Raw genomic sequence first — 21,414 nt, 5'->3', positions numbered from 1 at the left:
AGTGGCTGGTTGAACACCTTTTTTTGTGGCCGGCGACGGCTATCGATCAGGCCAAGATACGGGTGACGACGCTACTGAGTGGTGATCGGCCCGTGATGACTCAGACCCATTCGCTGAAGGTGCCGAAAAATGCGACGCCCATTGTCTCCATCGTTCAAGGCGTGGGCCTGTCCAAAACGTATTACTATCATTTCAGTAAAGACCTACCAGCCGAGGGCAAGCAGGTCTTTGCGGATGCTGTGAAGGTGTACAACCAGACGGGTATCGTGCACCTGGTACCGAATTCGGGGTGGCATGGTGCGGGCCATAACCGCATCACTTTTTCCGTTTACCATAAGGAAATGGGCAAGCGGGCCGCAACGGTCGAGCTGGGTCACGGCGGACCGGAGATTGAGCAGACCAGTGATACCTGGGAAACAGACAGTGAAAATCACGCGGTCGCCAGCCTTAATGGCGATTACAACGCAGCCTTCAGCGATGCCGTGGCTATTCACGAGTTGGGGCACGCGCTGGGACTCGCGCACAGCAAGTCGTGCCACTCCGTCATGTATCCCATTGCCCACGGCCAAACGCGGCTATCGCGCGGGGATCTGACCAGTTTGAAATTGATTTACTGACTCATTTAAAAAGTTAGTGTGTAGACCGATGACTCAAGAACCAAGCGGGGATGGCTGTGACGGCGATGAAGCCGACTGACCATAAGAAGGCCGTTTGGTAAGCTGCGGTCTGACCAACGTGAGGAAGTTCGTGTTGGATGATCGTTGCTAAGACGGCCGTTCCTAGTGCGCCACCGATATTTTGGAGCATCCGGGTTGCCGTAGTCGCTTCCGCAATCAGAGGTTGGGGAACGCCCGTGTAGCTGTCAGCCATGACGGGAATGGTCAATCCCCCCTGGCCGATGCCGCGGATGAAGAGGGCCAGAAGAATCCACCAGGTGCTGGTGTGTGCGGTGAAGTAGGCAAATGGCAGTGTTCCCGCGATAGCAATCACGATGGCGCCCAAGACGACCCAGCGGGCGCCGATTTGGTCGGTCAGCTTGCCGATTTGGCTTCGTGAGACCAGCAGCCCCACGCCTTGGGCAATCAGGTAGGTGCCGGACCAGATAACACTTAAGCCACGGCTATTTTGCAGATACAGGGGGAGTAGGAACATTGCCCCGTTAACGGCGATTCCCGACAGCATCAAAATAATGATGGCAGCGTCAAACGTGGGTGTCTGAAACAGGTTGAGGCTGACCAGGGCGTGTTGTGGGCGCCAGTAAGCATAACCCACGTAGCCTAATAGTAGCGCAACGGCGATGAGCAAAGGGATGAGCACGCGGGCAGACGTGAATCCCGCACCAGTGCTGAACCGTGTGATACCAATGATGGCGGCTGTGAAAAGACCAGCTAACAAGCCAAGACTGGGCAGGTCCAGGTGCTTGCCGTGCTTGGGTGCGGGAAAGTGTGGCATCTTCCAACCCAGCAGAATCAAAGAAAGTAAAACCAACGGGATGTTGATTAGGAAAATCCAGTGCCAGTTACCCGCTTCAATCAAGTAGCCGCCGACTGTTGGCCCGAGAATCGGAATCAGGACAGCGGGCATGCCGACGACGGCCATCAGTTTGCCGAGGCCTTGGCTACCAGCAACCTGGACGATCAATGTCGTAATCAGTGGGATAACGATTCCCGCTGCGGCGCCCTGGATGACGCGGCCAACGACCAAGAGCGGCAAAGTCGTGGCCCAGCTCGACATGACGGATCCCAGTAAGAAAATGACCAGGGCGCCCAGGTACAAGTGCTTGCCGTCAAACCAATTGGTGGCCCAGCCAGCAACGGGGACGGCGATGCCTAAAGCCAAGACGTAACTGGTGGTCACCCACTGCACGGCGTTGACGGATACGTGTAGAGACTGCATAATGGTGTCTAAGGCGACGTTAGTCATGGTCGTGTCTAGCAATGGTGCAATAGCGCCGACGACTAAAAACAGGGCAATCTGAATGAGTGTTTTCGTTGATGTTTGTGAAGACATAAGAATCACCTGACTTTTAAATTAGGTACGGCCGTATCTTATATTTAAAAATAGTACCCCTTAAATCATAAAAATACAAGGGAGGCGATAACTTGATGGCGAAAAAAAAGCGCCGGCGTGGCGCAGAATTGGTGGATGCCATTTTAGAGGCCGCCTGGGAACAGCTCCAAGCCAAGGGCTATCAAGACGTGACGATTGAAGGGATTGCGGCTGCGGCGGCGACCACCAAGACCGTGTTATATCGGCGGTGGCCGGACAAGGCGCACCTGATTATTGCAGCGTTAAGTAAGTTTGGTAATCTACCGGATTATCAAGTGCCCGATACCGGGAGTCTGCGGGGAGACCTGCTGAATTTATTTGGGCAGATGGCCACCTTGCTGGACCGCTTGCAAGAAGATACGTTGCGCGGCTTGTTAGCAGATCGCCTGCAACACCTGGAGTTTGGCGAAATCTTCAGCCATTTGACGACGGGCGAACAGCTCAAAGGCCTCATCCAACCGCTATTGGACCGGGCGGCTGCTCGTGGTGAGATCAGCCATGCCGACTGGCCCGACCGCGTCGTGACCTTACCCGGTATACTCTTATTGAACGAAATCTTGGGTCGACAAACGTTAACGCTGGCGGCCCAGACAGAAATAGTGGATGAGATCCTACTGCCGATTTTTGCGGCGGGGTCTGCGCAGTGATGAGGTGGCATGGTACACAAAAAGGCGCGGGGAAAAACACCCCAACGCCTTAGTATTTTGAACTGATATTGACGCAATAGGAGTCAGTTTGGCTGGTCAGGTTCCTGGAGACTGACCGCCACCACCCGCACGTCATAGCTGGCGTTGGGGGCGTGAATCGTCACGGTATCGCCTGGGTGGTGGCCCAACAAGGCCTTGCCCAGCGGCGACACGCGGGTAATCTTACCGGCATCGAGATCGGCTTCTTGGGTTCCGACCAGCTGGTAACTGACTTGATCGGCGTCGTCCATGAATTGGACCGTGACCCATTTGCCCAGCTCGACCGTGTCATTGGCGGCCGGATTGACCACCTTGGCGTATTGCAGCTGCTTATTGAAGAAACGCAATTGGCTTTCCAGATGGCGTAGGTCGCGTTTGGCGGCCGAATACTCGGCGTTTTCCGAGAGGTCACCGTGCGCTCTAGCCTCCGCCAGAATTGCAATTTTTTCCGGTCGGTCGGCTTCTAACGCCGCAATCTTATCTTGCAGCTCTTGGTAGCCGGCCGCCGTGATCGGGTTAAAATCCCGTGAATTTGCCATCGAATCACCTCAACCTCTTCTGATACGTCCCATTCTAACGAAGGTTGCGGGAAAAGGAAAGGAGTTTTCCCATGAAATTATCACTGACATATTGGCTTAAACAAACTGGTATCGGGTTGGTCTTCACCTTGGTGTTCATGCTCCTGGGCCACCTGAATTATGCGCAGTGGCGCTTGATGCCAGGCATTACCATTGCTGACTGGTACTTTTTGCTGTGTCTGCTGTGCTTTGCGCTGGCCAAATGGGTCATCCTAGAAGATAGCCGCGACGTGAAGGCGCCTACGATTCGTCGGCGTAAGAAGCGGGGCCAACGCAAAGCCGCGGCACAGACGGCTTCCGTTTACGAAAAAATGGCGCAACCAGCCCGAGAACCGCGCTTGCAAGCGGCACCTAAGACGGCACTGAAATGGTATTGGCGGGTCCTCTTAGATATTGTATTAGCCTTCACGAGCCCCTTAATTTTAGGCGGATTTTTAACCTATTCCTTACGGCACAATTAAATTGTGCTCGGCAACTCCACTTTATCGTGCATTAAATGACGTTTGCGCGGGTTCCCCGTGAGTTATGGCATTTAATGGTAAAGTAGTAACAGTTGGAAGGGGTCAGTTTTACGGCAACTGATTTTGCCGGTCAATCGGTTAAAGTGTACGTGAATCATCACACGAATCATGGCCGGGTAAACCCAATGATTATCTAATCAAATAGTCGGCTTGACAGTGTTTTAGTGAAAGTTATGGCTTAGGTTTGTTAAGAAATGGGTGTCACCAATGTGCTAAAGAGTAAGTTGTGGTTATTGGAGGCCTAGGGTGTGACTGGTTAGAACTTGGGGGAGTGCTAATTGCCGACGCAGGAATTAAATAATCCACTTAGAAAGGAGCTACCAACGTGGGTAGTTCTTTTTTATGCGGTCAGCGCGCGGACAAATGGCCGGTATATCAAGAACGGTCAGGTGATAATTAGCGGTACTAACGATTTGCCGTGAAGTGAGTGATGGCACACCAAGTAAACGGCGTGCAACCGAAACGATTGCAAATCCCGCAAATTCAAGGTACATTAGTGGGTAATAGGTACGGTGATAGTTTAGTTAAAAGGGTGTGGTATTAATGCTAGCCGTTTATCTTTGTGAGGATAATCCTGAACAGTTAAAACATTATACGGATGTGGTGCAACGCTACATCATGATTAATGATTATGATATGCAGATTCGACTAGCAACGCCCAGTCCGGCAGACTTGCTGGCGAGCTTGCGGGCGGATCCACCAGAGTATGCGTTGTTTTTTTTGGACATTGAGTTCCCGGCTGAGAAGACAACGGGGTTGGAAACGGCCATCACGATTCGCCAGGACCTGGCCTTTGCGGAAATCGTGTTCGTCACGACGCATTCGGAGATGGCCCTGTTGACATTTGAGCGTAAGGTCGAGCCTATGGACTTCATCGTCAAGGATCTGGGGCGTGAGCAGATCGACCAGAAGCTCCGGGAAAATATTGACTACGGGTATCAGCGGTACACCAGCTACTTAGGAAATACTGAAAATTTATTTACTTATACGATTGGTGGGCGGGCCTTTAACCTGCCAATGGGGGATGTCTATTTTGTGGCGACCGCAGATACCCCGCACAAGGTCACGGTTCACGCGGCGACCCAGCTGATTGAATACCCGGGCTTCTTAAAAGACATTGCCGATCGGTATCCGGAGCTCTATCGGACGGACAAGAGTTTTTTAGTCAATCTCGACAATGTCAGTGGCATTGATGAGACCAACCGCCGTCTGATCTTCCCCAACGGCGATCAGACCGACGTGGCCACGCGGCGCTTCCATGAGGTCAAAACGCTGGTTCAGAAACATATCAACCGCCCCTGACTAAAAGTCAGAGGTTTGTGGGAACAACATCCTAAAATGTTACGACCACAATTTGCTTAGATACAGCGATTGCCTGCATGCAGGTCTTACGTGCTAATTACCAAAGCCTTTAACGTCCGCAGGTTGCCAGACGGACAATGTCTTTTACTGATCTGTTAGTGTAACTAATCCTTTAGCTAAAATATTCTTAGCCGCGTTATGGTCACGAATGTGGTAAGCGGTACATCGCGGACAGGTCCATTGTCGATCGGCCAGAGTCAACTTCTGAGTTGGTTCAGTGCCCATAATAAAACCACAATCACTACACGTTTGCGTGGTATTTCGTGGGTCCACAGTTACGAATTGGCGTTTGTACAAATCGGCCTTATACGCAAGCATACCTAAGAGCATTCGCCACCCAACATCGGCAATATTCATTGCGAGTGCGTGGTTGCGTAACAGATTTTTGCTTCTTAACTCTTCGGCGACAACCAAATCGTGGTTCTTGATCAGTGCTGTCGAAACAAGATGTAAGAAATTTTTTCGTCGATTAGCTACCTTGCGTTGGATAGTGGCTACCCGTTGCCGTTGTTTCTGATAGTTTTTAGATTCACGCAAGGAACGATGGGCTTTCTTAGCGCGCGTTGCCCGTCGAGACAGTGTCCGCTGAGCCTTAGCCAACTTACCCTTGATTGACCGGTAGAATCTGGGGTTAGCAATCACATTGGCGCTGGAATCCGTCAGAAAATTATCCGTGTTTAAATCAATGCCAATGGCTGAATCTGACTGGGACGTTTCCGAGTTAACAAACGGTTGGTCAGATGCCAACTGGAGGGAAACGTAGTAGCGGCCAGTCGCGTCCATGGAAATAGTCGTTGTGCCAATACGGATTTCGGCCTTACGTGCAATTAACTTAGCTGGCATGCCTTTAAATCGTAACCTTCCTAGCTTCGATAGCTGGATATGCTTGTCATCTAGCAGGCGAACACTGCCGTTAAACATGTTGGGGATCTCAATCTTACTGGCATAGTGATTGGAAGTCTGATATTTTTGTTCGGTTCGTTTCTTGTGAAACACGGGCGTCCCTGCTCGATGAACTTTCCGAAAATTCTTCCAGGCGGTGCGATAATTCTTGATGGCATTGGCCTTCATATCGCTATCAAGCGCTCGATCATTCAACCAACCGTGAATATTGGAAATGTTAATAGCCGGGTGTTTTAATCGTTGCTTCAATGTTTCAATCCGTGTTTGAACTAGCTTAATGGGCGTTTTAACTTGGTGCAACGCGAATAACTCCCGGTTCATGCCGTTCATCTCGTTGTAAATGTACCGACTGGCATCGCTATTCAGCTTGATTAAGCGTTTCTGCTCATTAGACGGAAAGACTCTTAACTTTACGCCGTAATGATACGGTAACTGAGCCATCGTTTTACGCAAATCACTTCCTCCTTTCACTATGAAATTATGATATCATATAAGGTGATCAGAGCATACTGAATACGCTTATAAATAAATTCATAGGAGAGTGCAGATGAGTAAAGAAAATGATCGGATACCAGATGCGATTTATGGACGAGGTTATGTTTATAATTTTCATTTTCACCTAATTTGGGTCACAAAGTACCGAAAGCCTATTTTTACGACACCAACGTTGGTGTCTGACATGAAGAAAATTTTGACACGAATCGCCCAACTAAATGAGGTCACCGTGGAAATAATGGCAATCATGCCAGATCATATTCACCTATTAATCAATTTCAAGCCTAAATACGCACCTACAAATATTGTCAAGGCCTTTAAGGGGGCCTCTGCACGACTATTTTTCGAGAAATATCCTGAAATCAAACAACAACTCTGGGGCGGTCATCTCTGGTCAAATAGCTATTACATGAGTACCCTGGGTAACATGAGTAAAGAAATCGTCGAAAAATATATCAAGAACCAACCTACCAAGAACATTCGAAAAAACAGTGACTGGCATTCCTCTCCTGATTGAAATCAGAAGATTCCTGCCTTAGCTATAATTGAAATCATAAGAGGGTGAGTCGATGGCATTACAGCTGTTTAATACCCATTTTTGGATAAACTTTGTGTTGGCCATCACGATGCAGTGGTTTATCACGCTGTGGATTGGGGTCATTCGACCGCAGAACTGGAAATTGCCACTGAAGTGGATGGGCTGGGCCTTGATTCCGGCTTTTATCGGCGAGTCCTGGGCACTAATGCTACCGCCAATCAGTGCGCTGGTCTACCTGATTCATCACCGACCGAAAATGGCGCTGATCTTTGTCAACGCGACGATTGTGATCTACTTAGTCGTGGTGCTGGTCAATGACGTGGTCAGAGCCGTGTCGATTGAGATCTTTGGCATGGCGACCAGTCAAACCGCACTGGTCATTACGGGACGGCTGATTTTTCAACTCTTCATTTACACGCTGTTCTCGCTGGCCGTGTCGGGGATGCGCATCCAGCCGGGGAACTTGGAACGGTTGGCCTTTAGTCACAAGGAACAGTGGACCGTGATGGCGCTGCTGACCAGTCTGGCCATGCTCGCTCAGCTGTCGTCGTTGATCATTCACCGCATGGCCATCACCCACGCGATGATGACCTTCGCGCTGAGCATCGAGCTATTGATGATTCTGGTCATTAGCACCAGCTTATTTTTCTTTCTCCAAAGCTTCTTTCACCGGCAACGCGTCCAGGCAGAATACCAGGCCACGCTGATCCGGTCGCGCTATGACCGGCGTATTTCCAATCAAGTCCAGGCTATTCGTCAATTCAAGCAGACCTACCAAAAGCAGATGCTACGACTGGGCGACTACCTGGATGCCAACGACTATGCCGGTTTGACCCAGTATTATCAAACGCTGAATTCGCGGTGGCAAGCCACCAGTCGCATGGTTGGTCTAGAAGAGGTCGGCCTCCAAAAGTTGCAGGACCCACCACTAAAGAGCTTGTTGTTTCAAAAAATCTTGGCGGCGCAAAATCAAGGCTTGGTGCTCCAATTGGAGATTCCGACCGCAATCAAGACGATTCCGCTGGCCAACGTGAAACTGCAACGCATCGTCGGCATCCTGCTCGATAATGCCATTGAAGCGGGCACCGTTGACCAGCGCAATACGATTCACTGCGCCGTGTTAGACTATCCCGACGCCGTTGAAATCGCCGTGGCCAATCCGGTTTCGACTACGCAGCCGCCTAAGATCAATCAGTTCATGAATGCGGGCTACACCACGAAGGGCAGTGGCCACGGACAGGGCCTGAGTACGGTACGAGAAATTGTGACGGCCACACCGAATGCGGCCTTGCAGATTGAAATCAAGCAGGCACGGCTGTACTTTACGCTGATTTTGACTAAGCCAAAGGGGGTGAGTCAATGATTACAGTCGGCCCATTAAGTTTTTCGATAGCGGATTATTCCATCGTGTATTGGTTTGTTTTTTTTCAGTACTATTGGTTCTCGCAATTGGTCATGATGAGACACGTTTCGCTGTTCTGCGCCATTGTGGCCGGGGCCTATGTGGCTGTTGATCTACTCAATCCCTTTACGGCCGATAGTCGACTGCTGGGAGCCTTACCCGTGATCTTGCTGCTGGGCTTCGAGTGGGGTGTCTTGGCCCTGCGCCACCAGCTACAATTTTTACCGGCCTTCATTGACGTGACGATTCTGGCGTATTTGATGATCGAATTCATTGATATGATGGTGATTGCCGCCACGATTCACCTGACCAGTCTGTCCTTTGCCACCAGCTTGTGGGGAACACTCAGCGAACTGGTCATTGACAACATGATCTTTGCACTAGTCGCGTCGGGGCTATGGTTTACCAGAGCACCGATGGAAAACATGATTCACGACATGCTGGGCCGGTCGATGGAGTACCTATTTTTGACCTTCATGACGATTCTGGCGTTAGTTTATATTTTATTCGAATATTCCTTGCAGTCACTGCAAGAATCCGCGCAATACCTGATTTTCCTCGGTGGGATTGCAGGGACCCTGGTCGTTGGGTTGTCACTGAGCACGTACATGCTGATGCAGACGCACCTGCAAGCCACCCACAGCCACCTGCAAGCCCAGGGACAGGAGTTTCGCGAGCAATACACCACCGAATTGAACCGGCAAATGGCCGCCGTGAAGAAATTCAATCACGACTATCAAAACATGTTGTTGGGGCTGGGTGGTTACCTGGCAGATCACGATTACGCGGGCTTCCGCCAGTTCTACATCGACATTCGTTCCGGTTGGGAGACCAGTAACGCCGCCGAATTGACGATTGAGGACCTGGCTAACGTGCCCAATACCGAGTTGCGGTTTCGGCTGTACCACAATTATTTGTTGGCGCGGCAACAGGAGGTCCAGCTCTTCGTCCAGATACCCGCGCCCCTGACAGCCACGGTGGCGGTGCTCAAGCAAATGGGGAAGATCGTTGACAAGACGTTGCCGCGTAATTTGCCAACGCTCGGTAAGGCCCAACCGGCCACCGTGACCTTCGCCTTGCAGGAGACGCCGCAAGAGCTGCACTGGTTACTGACGTTTCCGGTGCCCAACAATGCGCAGCTAGATGGTCACAGTCGGGTGCTCACTGATGTGGGTGTATTAGATTTTTCTAATATACATGGCATGTTACCCGCCAAAGCCACCAGTACTTTACAGATAAAATTCCATTGGGGCCAATTAATCGTGGCGCTACCGAAGTCATCGACGGGATAGCCCGCCCCTTGGAGCTTTCACAAAGTCAGTAGGGCAAACCGTTTACTGAATACTAACGTCCGAATAAACTAATTCACTGAAAACGCTTGCATTTCTACGGCCATCTGATATACTAGGTCTTGTAATACCAATCAATCTTTCAGGGAGCCTGGAAAATAAAGTGATTTTGCAGGTTCTTGACATTGTGAAGTTTCTCTCAATCGGTGTGATTAGGAAAAACTTCATGGCACAATTAGTTTTAACTAACTAAAAGTGATTTGAATTGCTCAATACTACATATTGAGATTATGGCTGATTTGAGTGACAGCGTTTTCCTGACTACAAACTGTGATTATGTTGAATGCTCTAATGATGCTAGTGGGAGTCGGAGAGTGGTTACTCCGGCTTTTTTTTGTGCACTAAAAAGGGTCCGTGGCTATTCGTAGCCGCGGGCCCTTTTCTAAGTGAAATGCCGCATGTCATTTTGGAAACTTCAGGATAAATTTAAGATTCCCCAAATCAATAAGATAGCGAGTAGCAGCAGTAAAAGAATGAGAGAAACCCGCGATTGCCAACGCATCAAATCCCCCCTAAGCCGACTTACTAAATTTAGTGTATCAGGTGAAAATGGTTAACGGTTGTAATCGTCTAAATCGACATTTATTTGACGATAATGCTCAATCCAATCGAAAATTGGCGAAATCAAGGGGTAGCGGCGCCGTCACGGTCGTTTCCGGTGAATCGAGGGTAAACGGTTGTGGAAAGCGTAATTGCCAGCAGTGGAGCCGTAAACGGCTGTGGCTGGGGGCAGCGTAAAGCGGATCGCCAATCAGGGGATGGCCGGCGTGCGCCAAGTGAACGCGCAATTGATGGGTCCGACCGGTCTCTAGCCACAGCTTGACTAGTGTGGCCTGGGGCTGATGATCGAGGACTTCATAATGCGTGATTGCCGACTGGGCGTGGGGGCCGTTGACCAGTCGTTTTCGTTTGTCATGCGGGTCACGGCCAATGGGGTCGCTGAAGGTGCCTTGACCCGTGAGTGTGCCTTGGACCCACGCCAGGTAAGTGCGCTGGACCTGCTTTTGGGCAATGTAGCGGACCATGATGGGGACCACAGCGGGGGTCTTGGTCATCAGTAAGGCGCCGGTCGTTTCCTGATCTAAGCGGCTCAAAATATAAGGCCCAGGTTGATCCGGTCCCAGGTAAGCAGCCACGTGATTCAGGGTCGTGCCGCGTTCCCAGGGCAGGTTGGGATGCGTCTTACTGCCACGGGTCTTGTTGATGACGAGGAGGTCGGCCGTTTCGTAGAGTACGCTGACGGTGGCGGCACTGTCGGGTTCAACGGCGGGGAAGGGCTCCTTGAAGTCGCTGGGCACAAATCGCAACTGAACGGTCTCGCCGCCGCTGACCAGTTGGTTCATGGACCGGTATTGGCCGTCAACTAAGACCCGCCGGTTGATTCGCAGGTCGTGAATGAGGTGGCTGGGTAAGACCCACGCGGACAACAGGGCGCGCAGAGGCATGGCGGGTTGGGTGTCGGGAAGGGGAATCGTGTAAGACCACTGCATGGCAAAGCTCCTTTTTAAGCCTAAAAATAAGGCCGGGACAAGTTGCGTCCTGGCCTCGTTTGATTTCTAAACGGGTGTTACTTCGTTGGTTCTGGCTTGATAATCAAGACATCGCAGATTGCCGAACGGCTGACGTAGTTGGTAACGGAGCCGACCATTAAACGTTCAACGGCAGTCAGACCAGTCGAACCGATCACAATCAGTTCGGACTTGTGGTCTGCTGGGAATTCCCGCGCAATGACAGGCTTGGGATTCCCAAACCGCACGTGAATGCTGACGTCAGGCACACCAGCATCGATGGCCTGTTGCTTCAAGGCGTCGAGTCGGTCTTGCACGTCTTGGGAAAGTTTGTAGATGACGTCGCCACTAACGGCACCACCATAGGTATCGCTGAACTGGTTGACTTCGAGCACGTTTAAAATATCCAGGTGCGTCTTGTTGCGCTTAGCGACTTCGATTGCTTTTTCTAAGACTGGTTGGGTTGCCTTGGAACCGTCAACGGGAACCAGAATGTTCTTGTATTGTTGTAACATATGGAATGCCACCCCTTCACGAGTCATGTTAAAACTTTACCTTTACTATATCATTTATTGCCCGGGGTGTAAGCACTTTATTCCGAAAAGTCGGGATGAAAAACCCTGAAAATGCCGTAAAGTTGGGGATTGCAAGAAAGAAAAAAGTTCTCCTTTCACGGTTGCTGGTTGCGTGAGTACTAGGGCTGACTGTCAGCGCTATGGGACGGTAACGTGAGCTGACAAGTATGCTGTAGCATTGGCTGTCAGCAATAATGAACGTCACCGAATTGTTTTACAAAATTAAAAATTTTCGATTGGATTTGAGAGGTAAAAAAACGTCGCTGGTTGACCAACTAGCGGGGAGAATCCAGTATAAAAATCATTATAAACGCTGTTACGACGGCACTTTGGGGCTTGGCACTGGTATCTGATTCCGGTATAGTAGCGGGTACAGAAACGAATCGAATCTGGGGAGGAAGAAAATGTCAGATGGCGCTGGCCTGGAATGGGTCGATGTAATTTGGGTGCTCGTTAAGGTGGGGGTGGTGCTGATCTTCGTTAGTGGATTCTGGTGGCAGTGGCGGCATCGTGGGCGTAAGTGAGGGGATTGAAAAATGATGAGACAACTACGAGATTTTTGGGTACAGCATAATCAACGACTGTGGCTACTGCTAACCTTAATGTTGCTGATACTCGTAATCACAGGCTTTCAGCTGAAAGGGCAGTTAGACACCCAGGGGACACTAGACCTGGTGACGATTATGCTGCCCAGCTTGGTGTTAGGCGGTGCCTTAGGGCAGACCGCCCAGACACCGACCCAGCGACTGGCGGTGTTGGGAGTGACCAGTCTACTTTACTTGGTCGTCTTGAGTAGTGGCCTCTTTTTGCTGACACAGTCCACTTTCCAAGGCCCGTTACAGGTGGATACCGTCTTGTTATCAGGACTGGTCTATGGCGGGCTGGCCAGTGCGCAGGTCATTCTTGAGTGGTGGTTACTCTTAATGCTATTGGGGACCTTGCAACTGATTGGCGAGCTGTATCACCATCGCTGGTCGCTTCTGGCTCCGTGGCTAGTGCCGCTTGGCTGGTTAGGCTATCGGGGGTTGTTGTTCCTAACAGCCACCCCATGGAGCTATCCCGGCGTCTTTGCAGCGGAAACGCTGGCGCTCCTGCCAGTCGTCGTGCCGGTGGCTACCGGCGTTAGCGTCGCGGAGTATTTGTATCTGACAGCACACAAAAACCGCCGCATCCCGAAAGATACGACGGTTCATCTGAGCGATTAACACAACGATTTAGATTATTCCAAGCTTGAAGAAGTCAAACTCAAACTGCTCCAGAATTCGTTGTTGTCAGGACCAATATCAAAGCCCTTGACCCGCTTGTTGACTGGACCCCAAGTGTAACTGAAGGAACCAGGAGCAACGGCGGCTTGATCGTTCATGTATTCTTGCCATTCCTTGAAGGCCTTGGTCCGGTATGATTCGTTCCAAGCCTTGCTGTTGTTCATGTTGTTGATCAATTGCGTGTTCTTCTTAGAAACAAAGTGACCCATGTTGTAGGTAGCGTCTTCACCGTAGAGTTGCGTAGGGGTTGGTTCTGAAGATAAGCCCCAGGCAGCGGCGTAAACGTCAATCTTGCTTTGCTTTGGTTGTTGTAACGTGGAGTAGAAGCTGTTCATTTCCATCGTCTTACCACCAGTGAATTGCACGTTCAACCCAATCTTGTGCCATTGTTGCAGGTAGTCTTGGTATTCAGCAGCTTGTGCAGAGGTCCCAGTCATGGCACCGAAGTAGATGGTTAACTTCTTGCCATTAGGATCAGAACGCCACTTGCTACCGTTACGCTTCTTGTACCCGGCATCAGTCAGCAACTTGTTAGCCTTCTTGATGTTCAGTGGGAAGCCCTTGGCACTTGAATCGTAGTACTTTTCAAAGATTGGTGGAATCAAGGTGTTTGCCCGCCAAGTGATCCCGTTACCAAACTTCTTGGTAACAGCGTCCAGGTTCAAGGCGTACATCATGGCTTGACGTAAGTTCTTGTTAGCCATCTTGCTGTTCTTATCCATGACGTTCTTTTGGGTCTTAGTGTCGTAGTGACCAACGTTAAAGCCAAAGTAGTCGTAGGAAAGGGCAGGTTGACCGACCATCTTGTAATCCTTCAGACCCTTCAATTGCTTGTAGTCAGTCCCGTGCATAACACTGGCTGGAACCGTAAAGTCATACTTCTTGGATTGGATGGCCTTGTCGATGTTGTTTGAAGAAACAACGTTGATAGAGATGTGCTTGATTTGGGCTTTCTTGCCGTAGTAGTACTTGTTTGGTGACCAAGTTGTTGATTCACCTTCAACGACCTTGTCGAGCTTGTAAGGACCAGTGAAGATAGGGTTCTTCCGAACTTGACTTGAGGAAGCTAACTTGGCGATTGGGACATTCTTGATGTATTCGTAAGGTTCAACGGTACTCCAGATGAAGGAGTTCCCGGAGTATTGCATCGCAGGCGTCACTTTATCTAAGTGAAGTACAGCTGTCCGGCCCTTTTCACCATCAGGGAAGGTGATCCCAGAAATGGTCTTTGCCTTACCAGTGTGGTAAGCGGCCATCCCTTTGATGTTGTTGAAGTCAGCAGAGTACTGTTGTGACGTGGTCTTCGGGTTGGCGATAACTTCGTAAGGGTATTCGATATCCTTGGCAGTTACCTTGTCACCGTTAGACCACTTAGCATCACTACGTAAAGTAATCGTGACGGTCTTGGCCTTCCGATTGATCTTTTGGTTAGCTAAGCCACCATCAATGATCTTGTAGTTCTTGTCGACTTTCCAGAGGCCATCTGAACCACCGGGAGAGAAGACGTCGGCATCTTCTGAATTGGTTGATAAGACAGGATCAGAAATGCCTTGGAATGGTGAGTCGTTAGGTTCAGCGACCTTTAATGTACTCTTGTTCGTGGCAGTCTTGTCAGTAGCCTTCGTGTTGTTGTAAGCAGATGCTAACTTCACGGAAGCGTTAGTGCCACTGCTGCTGGATGAACTCTTGTTGCTGGAACATGCTGCGAGGCTGACAGTTGCTAAGACTGCCATCGCAGACAATGCGAGTTTTTTCTTATCCATGCTATGTTTCCCCCTTGTTTTTTGGAATCCTCATGATCAACGCGAATCGGTTCCCCTCAGAATCGATTGGTAAAGCGGTAACGCAGCTAACAAATACGGACGTTGAGTGGCACCATCTCCTCAAATGGATTCAAGCGAGTTAATCAGCAGCACCTTGCCGTTGCGAAGCATCAGCTGCCCGCCGGAGAACTTGCCCGATATAACTAATGGATAAACACAAAATGATGATTTCTAATGCGGCCGGTAACCAAGTCCACCAGTATTGTGTGATGTTGTTGGGGTCGTTGGCGTTGGCAATCATGGTCCCTAACGAAGGCGTCTGGGTAGGTAACCCGAAGCCCAGGTAGGAAAGCCCGGTTTCAACCCCAATGTTTTCCGCAAAAGATAAGGTACAGTCGACGATGATCAGAGAAGAAATGTTAGGCATGATTTCGCGGAAGATGATTTTCCAATTGCTAGTTCCGGAAGTCCTAGAAGCGGCCACATAATCCTTTTCTGATTCGGCTAAGGTCCGCGAACGAATCAGTCGTGACGTTCCTTCCCAGTAAAAGATCGAGAAGATTAAGGTCAAGGTCACTGAGTTGTAGTGCGGAATGATCGTGACTAAAACAATGATCATCATGGTCATTGGCAGCATCATCATGAAGTCGTAGACCCGTTGCATGCCCCAGTCGATGTAGCCGTTGTAGTAACCAGAAACCAGCCCCCAGCAAATCCCGAAGGTGGAAGAGATAATGGTCAACCCAATGGCAATCCCGATAGAATTACGGGAGCCCACAATCAACTGCTTGGCAACGGAACGACCACCGGAATCGGCACCTAACCAAAAGTCAGCGGTAAACGGCTGATTGAAGTAAGCCATGATGTCCGTTTCCATCATCTTGGGGGTGTTGATGAACAGGGCCCCGATCATGACGAAGAGGATAAAGCCGACGATGATGAAGAGGGCAACCATGGCTGGTTTGTCAGCCTTGAATTCGCTCCAAATAATCTTAGCCGTTGAAGGCGTAGCTTCTGCCTGCGCCTCTTGCGTCAGACGGGCCAAATCAGCTGCGGAAACGTCTGAGTGTTGTTCAAAATTTTCTGCCATTCTGTTTAGCCTCCTTATTCGATTCGAATTCGTGGATCAACGATACTCAAGATAATGTCAGATAATAACGTCCCAAGTAAGTTCAGAATCCCGTAAATCAGCACCAGTGCGGTGATGACCGTGTAGTCCCGGTAGCTAATGGAGTTCACGAAGAGTAGGCCCATCCCGGGGTAAGAGAAGACGGTTTCGGTAAAGATCGACCCGTTCAGTAACCCGGTGATGGAGTACCCGGCGAACGCTGCAATTGGCAGCAGGGAATTTCTGAAGATATGGTGGCGGTAAATGTCCTTGCTAGGAACCCCTTTAGACCGCGCCGTCCGGACGTAGTCAGAACTCTTAGCATCAATAACTTCGGAACGGAGATACTGGACGATGTTGACGGTCCCGAACAAGGCGCCGAGGATACCTGGTAAGAGAATGTGGTAGAAGCGACTGCCGATAGTATGTAGCCAACCGGTAGCCGACGAGGATATTGACCCGGTCGTTGGGAACCACCCGAGAACGTAACCGAAGATCCAGATGCCTAAGACTAAGATAACGAAGAAGGGGATGCAGTAGGTTACGTAGGTGTAGACCCGGATGATGGTGTCGGGTAATTTACCTTCGTGCCGGCCGGCGTAAACGCCCATTGGTAAGGCGAATGCGTAGGTCAGAATCATGGTAAAGAGTGCCAGCCATAAGGTGTTGGCTGCCCGGCCACTGATCAAGCGCGTAACGGGTTCTTGGTACTGGTAACTGTTCCCCAGGTTGCCGTGGAACAAGTGGACGACCCAGTGCCAGTATTGCTGGTACCACGGGTCATACAGACCGTTGATCTTCATCAAATGGTGAATCTGTTGTGGGTCAGCCTTGGGGTTGATTGAGCCGGTAAAGGGATCACCGGGCATCGCTTTAGCCAAGAGGAAGACCAAAATACTGAGAATAATAACTTCGGGAATCATAATTAAGATACGACGGAGAATCGTTTTCCACATTAGGCCTGCACCTCCCCTTCCTGGCTGGCAAGTTGTTTGGCAATCGTTTCAGGGAGGGCCACCGAGTGGGTGGGGCTGACCTGAATCAACGGAAATGCCTCGCCGTTTTCATCGTAGTATTTACTCTGTTGTTCCTGGTAAATCTTTTCGACGGCCAGCCGCGAAGCCCGGTGCGCCATCCGTTGGTTCACGTTGGTTTCGGGAATAGCGGCCAGCAGGCGCTTCGTATAGATGTGTAGCGGGTGATTGTAGATGTCATCTCGCGTACCAATCTCAACCAAGCGGCCCCGGTTCATGATGGCAATGTTATTACACATGTGCCGTACTACCCCTAAGTCATGGGAAATAAAGAGGTATGAAATCCCAAATTCCCGTTGAATCTTCTTCATGAAGTTCAGCACTTGGGCTTGAACGGACAGGTCCAACGCAGAAACGGGTTCATCGGCGATGATGAGCTTGGGGTTGGTAGCCACCGCCCGGGCGACCCCAATCCGTTGCCGTTGCCCACCAGAGAATTGGTGGGGGTATTTGTAAAGCGCATCAGCATCTAGTCCAACGATATCGAGGAGCTGTAAGACCCGCAGCTTTTCGTCGTCTTTACTGAGATGTTCGAAGTTACGAAGTGGTTCGGCGATGATGTCTTCGATTCGCTTACGGGGATTCAAACTCGATAGGGAATCTTGGAAGATCATCTGGACGTCACGGTTGTAGTCGATCCGCGAACGGTTGGCCTTCTTGGTAATATCGACGCCTTGGTAGAGGATTTCACCGCTAGTGACTTTTTCCAAACCCACCACAGATTTACCGGTGGTTGACTTCCCCGATCCAGATTCACCCACCAAGCCGTAAGTTTCGCCAGCCTCAATATTGAAGGTAATGCCATCTACGGCCCGAACGGAATCAGTGATGCGGTTCCAGAAACCCGTCCGAATGGGGTAGTGGACTTTTAGGTCTTTGATTTCAACTAAACTCATTCAGTCACGCTCCCCTTCTCATCTGGAAATTTGAAGTTTTTGTAGCAGGTGCAACGGACTTCGTGTCCGGGTGTTACTTCATGCATGGTTGGATTGGCTTCGTGCGCGTCGGCAGGGACCCAAGGAATTCGTGGGGCGAACCGATCGCCCGTGCTTGGCATCTTCTGTAAGGAAGGCACATTTCCTTTGATGACGTAGAGGTCATCGTTTTCGTTGTCTCGTTGGGGCATGGACCGGAGTAATGACCGCGTGTAAGGATGTTCCGGCGTGTTGAAGATTTGTTCGGCTGTTCCCTGTTCCACGATTTGCCCCGCGTACATGACGGCAACTCTGTCGGCAGTCTCGGCGACAACACCCAAGTCATGGGTGATCAGGATGATGCCGGCGTGATTTTCTTTTTGAATGGCCCGTAAGACATCAAGGATTTGGGCTTGAATCGTGACATCCAGCGCTGTGGTCGGTTCATCGGCAATGATGAGGTCCGGCTTGCAGGCGATGGCGATGGCGATGATGACCCGTTGGCGCATCCCCCCGGACAGCTCATGAGGAAATTGATGTGCGGTCCGCTTGGGATTCACGATGCCAACCTCATCCAATAGTTGTAAGACGCGGTCGTGTTTTTCTTCCTTACTGAGGTCGGTATGGTAATCCATGACCTCGCTGATCTGGTCTTCCACCCGCTTTAAGGGGTTCAGCGCAGACAGCGGATCTTGGAAGATCATGCCAATCTTGGCACCACGGAATTGATTGTAGCCGGTGTCATCTAGCTTTAAGAGGTCGGTGCCTTCAAAATCAATTTCACCAGAAATTTTCGTTTCATGGGGGTCATGTAGACCCATAATCGTAGTAGCTAAGGTACTCTTACCACAACCTGATTCACCAACGATGGCAAGAATTTCGTCGCGCTGGACTTGGAGGTTGATGTGGGAAATGGCGTCGTAGAATTGGCCATTGATCTTGAAAGCCGTACTGACGTCTTTAATGCTTAAAAAGTTTGATGCGGTTTCCACGGAAATCCCTCCCCAATGTTAGTTCTAATATATCTCTCATTTTTGCATAAACCCCGGTGAATAAACATCTTCGCGTATTCAGTGCAGTGCTTAACAATAATTGTGTTTGATTATAGTTAATCAAATTCTCATTTACAACCCCAAATTTGAATTATTTTGCCATTAAGTCTTCACAAATTCTTCATGAACTTTGATATACCAATCATCGCAGACAATTGCCAAAATGATAAAAAATTTAACTTGAAAGTAAATAGTTGGACAATCAGGTTATCAAACTAGTAATTTATAGGGTTAATCTATACATTTCGTTGAAACAATATGCATGTATATTCTGAATGAGAAAATGCTTAGCTAGCGATTGATTGCATCGTCTGAATTCACAAGATGTGGTATGATACCAGTATTAACTACAGAATTTTTGAAAGCGATGGCTGAACGATGAGATTAGACTTTTCTGTTGCGGTCCACAGCTTGCTCTACCTGGACGAGAATCGTCCCCGCAAGATTGCGAGCCGGGAGTTGGCAACATCCTTACAACTGAATGCGGTCATGATTCGCAACATTCTCTCCGTCCTACACAAGCAGGGCTACATTGAAGGCACTGTCGGCAAGAACGGGGGGTATCAGCTGGTCCGCGACCTGACTGATATTAACGTGGGTGAATTATATGACCTGACCATCCCGCCGACCATCAGTTATGCGCGGTTTATTACCGGGGACTCTAAAGGGACCAAGGCAAGTGACAACACGGATATCTCTGCCAACATCTCGCAGACGCTGACGGATCTCTTTACCTTAGCCGATGAAGATTATCGTAAATTCTATCATCAGTTCACGATGACGGACCTAAAAAAGGATCTCCATCAACACGGATTCTTTCGCCGCTTAATTAACCATGATTAACTGGGCTGGTTGTGAGCAACTTACTGCCTTTTCGTCAACGAAGCGGGTATACTAAAGGTGTAGATAAGGGATGGCGGTTACGGCCACCATTAATGTCGTTGGAAATCGCCCGGGGTGAACCTGGACGATTTTTTTCGGTTTTGTACTTGAAAACAACCGCAAATTGCCGGCGATCGGGCGGTCATTTTCCGCGGGAGACCGATTTTTTTCACCCAGGCAAACCAGTTTGTAAGCTAAATTGTAATCGATTACAACTCGTGCTATGATTTAAAGTAACCGGGAAAGTTACCGTATGGGACGGCCCCGGGTTGGTTAATTTGAAAGGGGTTTTTGGGTTATGTATTGGTATGCCATGAAATCACACGATATTCGCCACAATTTAGCAACGGAACAATACTTAATGAACAACAAGAAGTTCGATGAACCATTAGTTTTGTTCTACTATGAAGGGCCTTGCATCATTGTTGGTCGTAACCAAAATACATTGGAAGAGATCAACCAGAAATATGTTGAGGAGAACAACATCACGGTTACCCGTCGGTTATCGGGTGGCGGTGCTGTTTATCAAGACCTCGGGAATCTTTGCTTTAGCTTCGTGGTTGATAGCGATAGCGAAGAATTTGGGGACTTCAAGTCCTTCGTTCAACCCGTTGTCGATGCCTTACATCAAATGGGAGCAACGACTGCCGAAGTTTCTGGCCGAAACGATATCTTAGTCGACGGCAAGAAATTCTCTGGTAACGCCATGTACTCGCACAGCGGCAAGACCTTCTCTCACGGGACCTTGATGTTGGACGTGGATCAAGACGTGATTGCCCACGCCTTGAACGTGCCAGAAGATAAGATGAAGTCCAAGGGTATCAAATCGGTCCGTTCACGGGTTACCAACTTGAAGCCTTACCTGGCGCCTGAATATCAAAACTTAACGGTGCCAGAATTCCGCGACACCCTGTTGAAGGAATTGTTCCACGTGGACAACTTGGACGCCATCAAGGATAAGGAAGTCGTCATCGAAGACAGCGAAAAGGCTGCTATCGACAAGATCTACAACGACTACTACAGCAATTGGGATTGGGTCTACGGCAACTCACCTGAATTTACGGTCAAGAAGCGGCAACACTTTACGGCCGGGACCATCGATGCCCGTTTGTTAGTAGAAAATGGTAAGATCAAGAACATCAAGTTCTACGGTGACTTCTTTGGGCCATCAGACGCGACTGAACTGGCTGACAAGCTGGCCGGTGTACGGTATGACCGCGAAAATGTCGGCAAGGTCTTGGACAGCGTGAACACCCAGCTGTACTTCAACGGCATTGAAACCAAAGATATTTTGGACTTGTTAGTTGATTAGATTCCCGTTAGTTTTCGGTGATTAGCTGATTTTCTAGCAGGAATAAGTTAGAATAGAATGGAATTGACTAAGACGTGGTCGGTTTGACTGCGTCTTTTATTTTATGAATTTATTGAGG

Annotated in this window: 20 protein-coding genes; 10 read left to right on the top strand and 10 right to left on the bottom strand. The window is 49.6% G+C overall.

From position 1 onward, the window contains the following. Window positions 1-23: 23 nt before the first annotated feature. A complete protein-coding gene (locus NGM66_RS06335) occupies window positions 24-617 on the top strand; it encodes a matrixin family metalloprotease (protein ID WP_245155300.1) in 594 nt (197 codons plus the stop codon). 13 nt (window positions 618-630) lie between these two features. Here the strand turns inward: NGM66_RS06335 and NGM66_RS06330 are convergent, their stop codons facing one another. Further along, window positions 631-2,010: an MDR family MFS transporter gene (locus NGM66_RS06330; RefSeq protein ID WP_208907751.1), complete on the bottom strand. Its 1,380-nt coding sequence runs from the start codon at window positions 2,008-2,010 to the stop codon at window positions 631-633. Between the two features lie 95 nt (window positions 2,011-2,105). Here NGM66_RS06330 and NGM66_RS06325 point away from each other — a divergent pair, with 95 nt between their 5' ends. Continuing rightward, window positions 2,106-2,696 carry a TetR/AcrR family transcriptional regulator gene (locus NGM66_RS06325; protein ID WP_208907752.1) on the top strand — a complete coding sequence of 197 codons (591 nt, stop codon included), beginning with the start codon at window positions 2,106-2,108 and terminating at the stop codon, window positions 2,694-2,696. 83 nt (window positions 2,697-2,779) lie between these two features. Here the strand turns inward: NGM66_RS06325 and greA are convergent, their stop codons facing one another. Further along, on the bottom strand, window positions 2,780-3,274 hold the full coding sequence (gene greA, locus NGM66_RS06320) for a transcription elongation factor GreA (RefSeq protein ID WP_208907753.1): 495 nt from the start codon (window positions 3,272-3,274) through the stop codon (window positions 2,780-2,782). Between the two features lie 71 nt (window positions 3,275-3,345). On the opposite strand from greA, the gene NGM66_RS06315 reads away from it, so the two are divergent. After that, on the top strand, window positions 3,346-3,774 hold the full coding sequence (locus NGM66_RS06315) for a hypothetical protein (RefSeq protein WP_208907754.1): 429 nt from the start codon (window positions 3,346-3,348) through the stop codon (window positions 3,772-3,774). A gap of 603 nt (window positions 3,775-4,377) precedes the next feature. Further along, window positions 4,378-5,136 (top strand): response regulator transcription factor, encoded by a 759-nt coding sequence (locus NGM66_RS06310; protein WP_208907755.1) that lies wholly within the window; start codon window positions 4,378-4,380, stop codon window positions 5,134-5,136. A 144-nt stretch (window positions 5,137-5,280) separates the two neighbouring features. On the opposite strand, the gene NGM66_RS06305 is transcribed toward NGM66_RS06310, so the two are convergent. Then, window positions 5,281-6,540 carry an RNA-guided endonuclease InsQ/TnpB family protein gene (locus NGM66_RS06305; RefSeq protein ID WP_208910972.1) on the bottom strand — a complete coding sequence of 420 codons (1,260 nt, stop codon included), beginning with the start codon at window positions 6,538-6,540 and terminating at the stop codon, window positions 5,281-5,283. A 106-nt stretch (window positions 6,541-6,646) separates the two neighbouring features. Between NGM66_RS06305 and tnpA the strand changes: the two genes are divergently transcribed. The 3 genes from tnpA to NGM66_RS06290 all read left to right on the top strand — a co-directional run bounded on the left by tnpA (window position 6,647) and on the right by NGM66_RS06290 (window position 9,826). After that, on the top strand, window positions 6,647-7,111 hold the full coding sequence (gene tnpA / locus NGM66_RS06300; RefSeq protein ID WP_208907756.1) for an IS200/IS605 family transposase: 465 nt from the start codon (window positions 6,647-6,649) through the stop codon (window positions 7,109-7,111). Between the two features lie 52 nt (window positions 7,112-7,163). Beyond that, window positions 7,164-8,495 (top strand): GHKL domain-containing protein, encoded by a 1,332-nt coding sequence (locus NGM66_RS06295; RefSeq protein ID WP_208907757.1) that lies wholly within the window; start codon window positions 7,164-7,166, stop codon window positions 8,493-8,495. A gap of 92 nt (window positions 8,496-8,587) precedes the next feature. Continuing rightward, window positions 8,588-9,826, top strand: a complete 1,239-nt coding sequence (locus tag NGM66_RS06290; RefSeq protein ID WP_258115457.1) for a signal transduction protein — start codon at window positions 8,588-8,590, stop codon at window positions 9,824-9,826. A gap of 656 nt (window positions 9,827-10,482) precedes the next feature. Here the strand turns inward: NGM66_RS06290 and NGM66_RS06285 are convergent. Both NGM66_RS06285 and NGM66_RS06280 read right to left on the bottom strand, forming a co-directional pair. Then, a complete protein-coding gene (locus NGM66_RS06285; RefSeq protein ID WP_208907759.1) occupies window positions 10,483-11,373 on the bottom strand; it encodes an RluA family pseudouridine synthase in 891 nt (296 codons plus the stop codon). Between the two features lie 77 nt (window positions 11,374-11,450). Further along, entirely contained in the window at window positions 11,451-11,906 is a 456-nt protein-coding gene (locus NGM66_RS06280) for a universal stress protein (protein ID WP_258115456.1), read from the bottom strand. Between the two features lie 596 nt (window positions 11,907-12,502). Here NGM66_RS06280 and NGM66_RS06275 point away from each other — a divergent pair. Beyond that, window positions 12,503-13,171 carry a hypothetical protein gene (locus NGM66_RS06275; RefSeq protein WP_208907760.1) on the top strand — a complete coding sequence of 223 codons (669 nt, stop codon included), beginning with the start codon at window positions 12,503-12,505 and terminating at the stop codon, window positions 13,169-13,171. Between the two features lie 14 nt (window positions 13,172-13,185). Here the strand turns inward: NGM66_RS06275 and NGM66_RS06270 are convergent, their stop codons facing one another. The 5 genes from NGM66_RS06270 to NGM66_RS06250 form a co-directional block, all read right to left on the bottom strand. After that, window positions 13,186-14,994 (bottom strand): oligopeptide ABC transporter substrate-binding protein, encoded by a 1,809-nt coding sequence (locus NGM66_RS06270; RefSeq protein WP_208907761.1) that lies wholly within the window; start codon window positions 14,992-14,994, stop codon window positions 13,186-13,188. A 139-nt stretch (window positions 14,995-15,133) separates the two neighbouring features. Further along, window positions 15,134-16,084 (bottom strand): ABC transporter permease, encoded by a 951-nt coding sequence (locus tag NGM66_RS06265; RefSeq protein WP_208907762.1) that lies wholly within the window; start codon window positions 16,082-16,084, stop codon window positions 15,134-15,136. Window positions 16,085-16,098: 14 nt separating this feature from the next. Beyond that, window positions 16,099-17,058 carry an ABC transporter permease gene (locus NGM66_RS06260; RefSeq protein WP_208907763.1) on the bottom strand — a complete coding sequence of 320 codons (960 nt, stop codon included), beginning with the start codon at window positions 17,056-17,058 and terminating at the stop codon, window positions 16,099-16,101. After that, the gene (locus tag NGM66_RS06255; protein ID WP_208907764.1) at window positions 17,058-18,032 is read right to left on the bottom strand and encodes an ATP-binding cassette domain-containing protein; all 975 of its coding nucleotides are present in this window, start codon (window positions 18,030-18,032) and stop codon (window positions 17,058-17,060) included. Before NGM66_RS06255 ends, NGM66_RS06260 begins: the two co-directional genes overlap by 1 nt. Continuing rightward, window positions 18,029-19,042 (bottom strand): ABC transporter ATP-binding protein, encoded by a 1,014-nt coding sequence (locus NGM66_RS06250; RefSeq protein ID WP_209279993.1) that lies wholly within the window; start codon window positions 19,040-19,042, stop codon window positions 18,029-18,031. The genes NGM66_RS06255 and NGM66_RS06250 overlap by 4 nt, the downstream gene beginning before the upstream one ends. A 438-nt stretch (window positions 19,043-19,480) precedes the next feature. On the opposite strand from NGM66_RS06250, the gene NGM66_RS06245 reads away from it, so the two are divergent. Both NGM66_RS06245 and lplA read left to right on the top strand, forming a co-directional pair. Further along, window positions 19,481-19,945, top strand: coding sequence for an Rrf2 family transcriptional regulator (locus NGM66_RS06245; protein ID WP_208907765.1), 465 nt, complete (start codon window positions 19,481-19,483; stop codon window positions 19,943-19,945). A gap of 337 nt (window positions 19,946-20,282) precedes the next feature. After that, complete coding sequence (gene lplA / locus NGM66_RS06240; protein ID WP_208907766.1) at window positions 20,283-21,296, top strand: lipoate--protein ligase; 1,014 nt, start codon at window positions 20,283-20,285, stop codon at window positions 21,294-21,296. Window positions 21,297-21,414: the final 118 nt, after the last annotated feature.

Source organism: Levilactobacillus yiduensis, assembly GCF_024718525.1.
GTDB lineage: Bacteria > Bacillota > Bacilli > Lactobacillales > Lactobacillaceae > Levilactobacillus > Levilactobacillus yiduensis.
Note: the sequence above shows the minus strand (reverse complement) of the source record. Positions and strands in the feature narration are given on the sequence as shown.

Coding starts and splice junctions, on each gene's coding strand:
- NGM66_RS06330 (WP_208907751.1), bottom strand. CDS start 2,010: ATGTCTTCACAAACATCAACGAAAACACTCATTCAGATTGCCCTGTTT.
- NGM66_RS06325 (WP_208907752.1), top strand. CDS start 2,106: ATGGCGAAAAAAAAGCGCCGGCGTGGCGCAGAATTGGTGGATGCCATT.
- greA (WP_208907753.1), bottom strand. CDS start 3,274: ATGGCAAATTCACGGGATTTTAACCCGATCACGGCGGCCGGCTACCAA.
- NGM66_RS06315 (WP_208907754.1), top strand. CDS start 3,346: ATGAAATTATCACTGACATATTGGCTTAAACAAACTGGTATCGGGTTG.
- NGM66_RS06310 (WP_208907755.1), top strand. CDS start 4,378: ATGCTAGCCGTTTATCTTTGTGAGGATAATCCTGAACAGTTAAAACAT.
- NGM66_RS06305 (WP_208910972.1), bottom strand. CDS start 6,540: ATGGCTCAGTTACCGTATCATTACGGCGTAAAGTTAAGAGTCTTTCCG.
- tnpA (WP_208907756.1), top strand. CDS start 6,647: ATGAGTAAAGAAAATGATCGGATACCAGATGCGATTTATGGACGAGGT.
- NGM66_RS06295 (WP_208907757.1), top strand. CDS start 7,164: ATGGCATTACAGCTGTTTAATACCCATTTTTGGATAAACTTTGTGTTG.
- NGM66_RS06290 (WP_258115457.1), top strand. CDS start 8,588: ATGATGAGACACGTTTCGCTGTTCTGCGCCATTGTGGCCGGGGCCTAT.
- NGM66_RS06285 (WP_208907759.1), bottom strand. CDS start 11,373: ATGCAGTGGTCTTACACGATTCCCCTTCCCGACACCCAACCCGCCATG.
- NGM66_RS06280 (WP_258115456.1), bottom strand. CDS start 11,906: ATGTTACAACAATACAAGAACATTCTGGTTCCCGTTGACGGTTCCAAG.
- NGM66_RS06275 (WP_208907760.1), top strand. CDS start 12,503: ATGATGAGACAACTACGAGATTTTTGGGTACAGCATAATCAACGACTG.
- NGM66_RS06270 (WP_208907761.1), bottom strand. CDS start 14,994: ATGGATAAGAAAAAACTCGCATTGTCTGCGATGGCAGTCTTAGCAACT.
- NGM66_RS06265 (WP_208907762.1), bottom strand. CDS start 16,084: ATGGCAGAAAATTTTGAACAACACTCAGACGTTTCCGCAGCTGATTTG.
- NGM66_RS06260 (WP_208907763.1), bottom strand. CDS start 17,058: ATGTGGAAAACGATTCTCCGTCGTATCTTAATTATGATTCCCGAAGTT.
- NGM66_RS06255 (WP_208907764.1), bottom strand. CDS start 18,032: ATGAGTTTAGTTGAAATCAAAGACCTAAAAGTCCACTACCCCATTCGG.
- NGM66_RS06245 (WP_208907765.1), top strand. CDS start 19,481: ATGAGATTAGACTTTTCTGTTGCGGTCCACAGCTTGCTCTACCTGGAC.
- lplA (WP_208907766.1), top strand. CDS start 20,283: ATGTATTGGTATGCCATGAAATCACACGATATTCGCCACAATTTAGCA.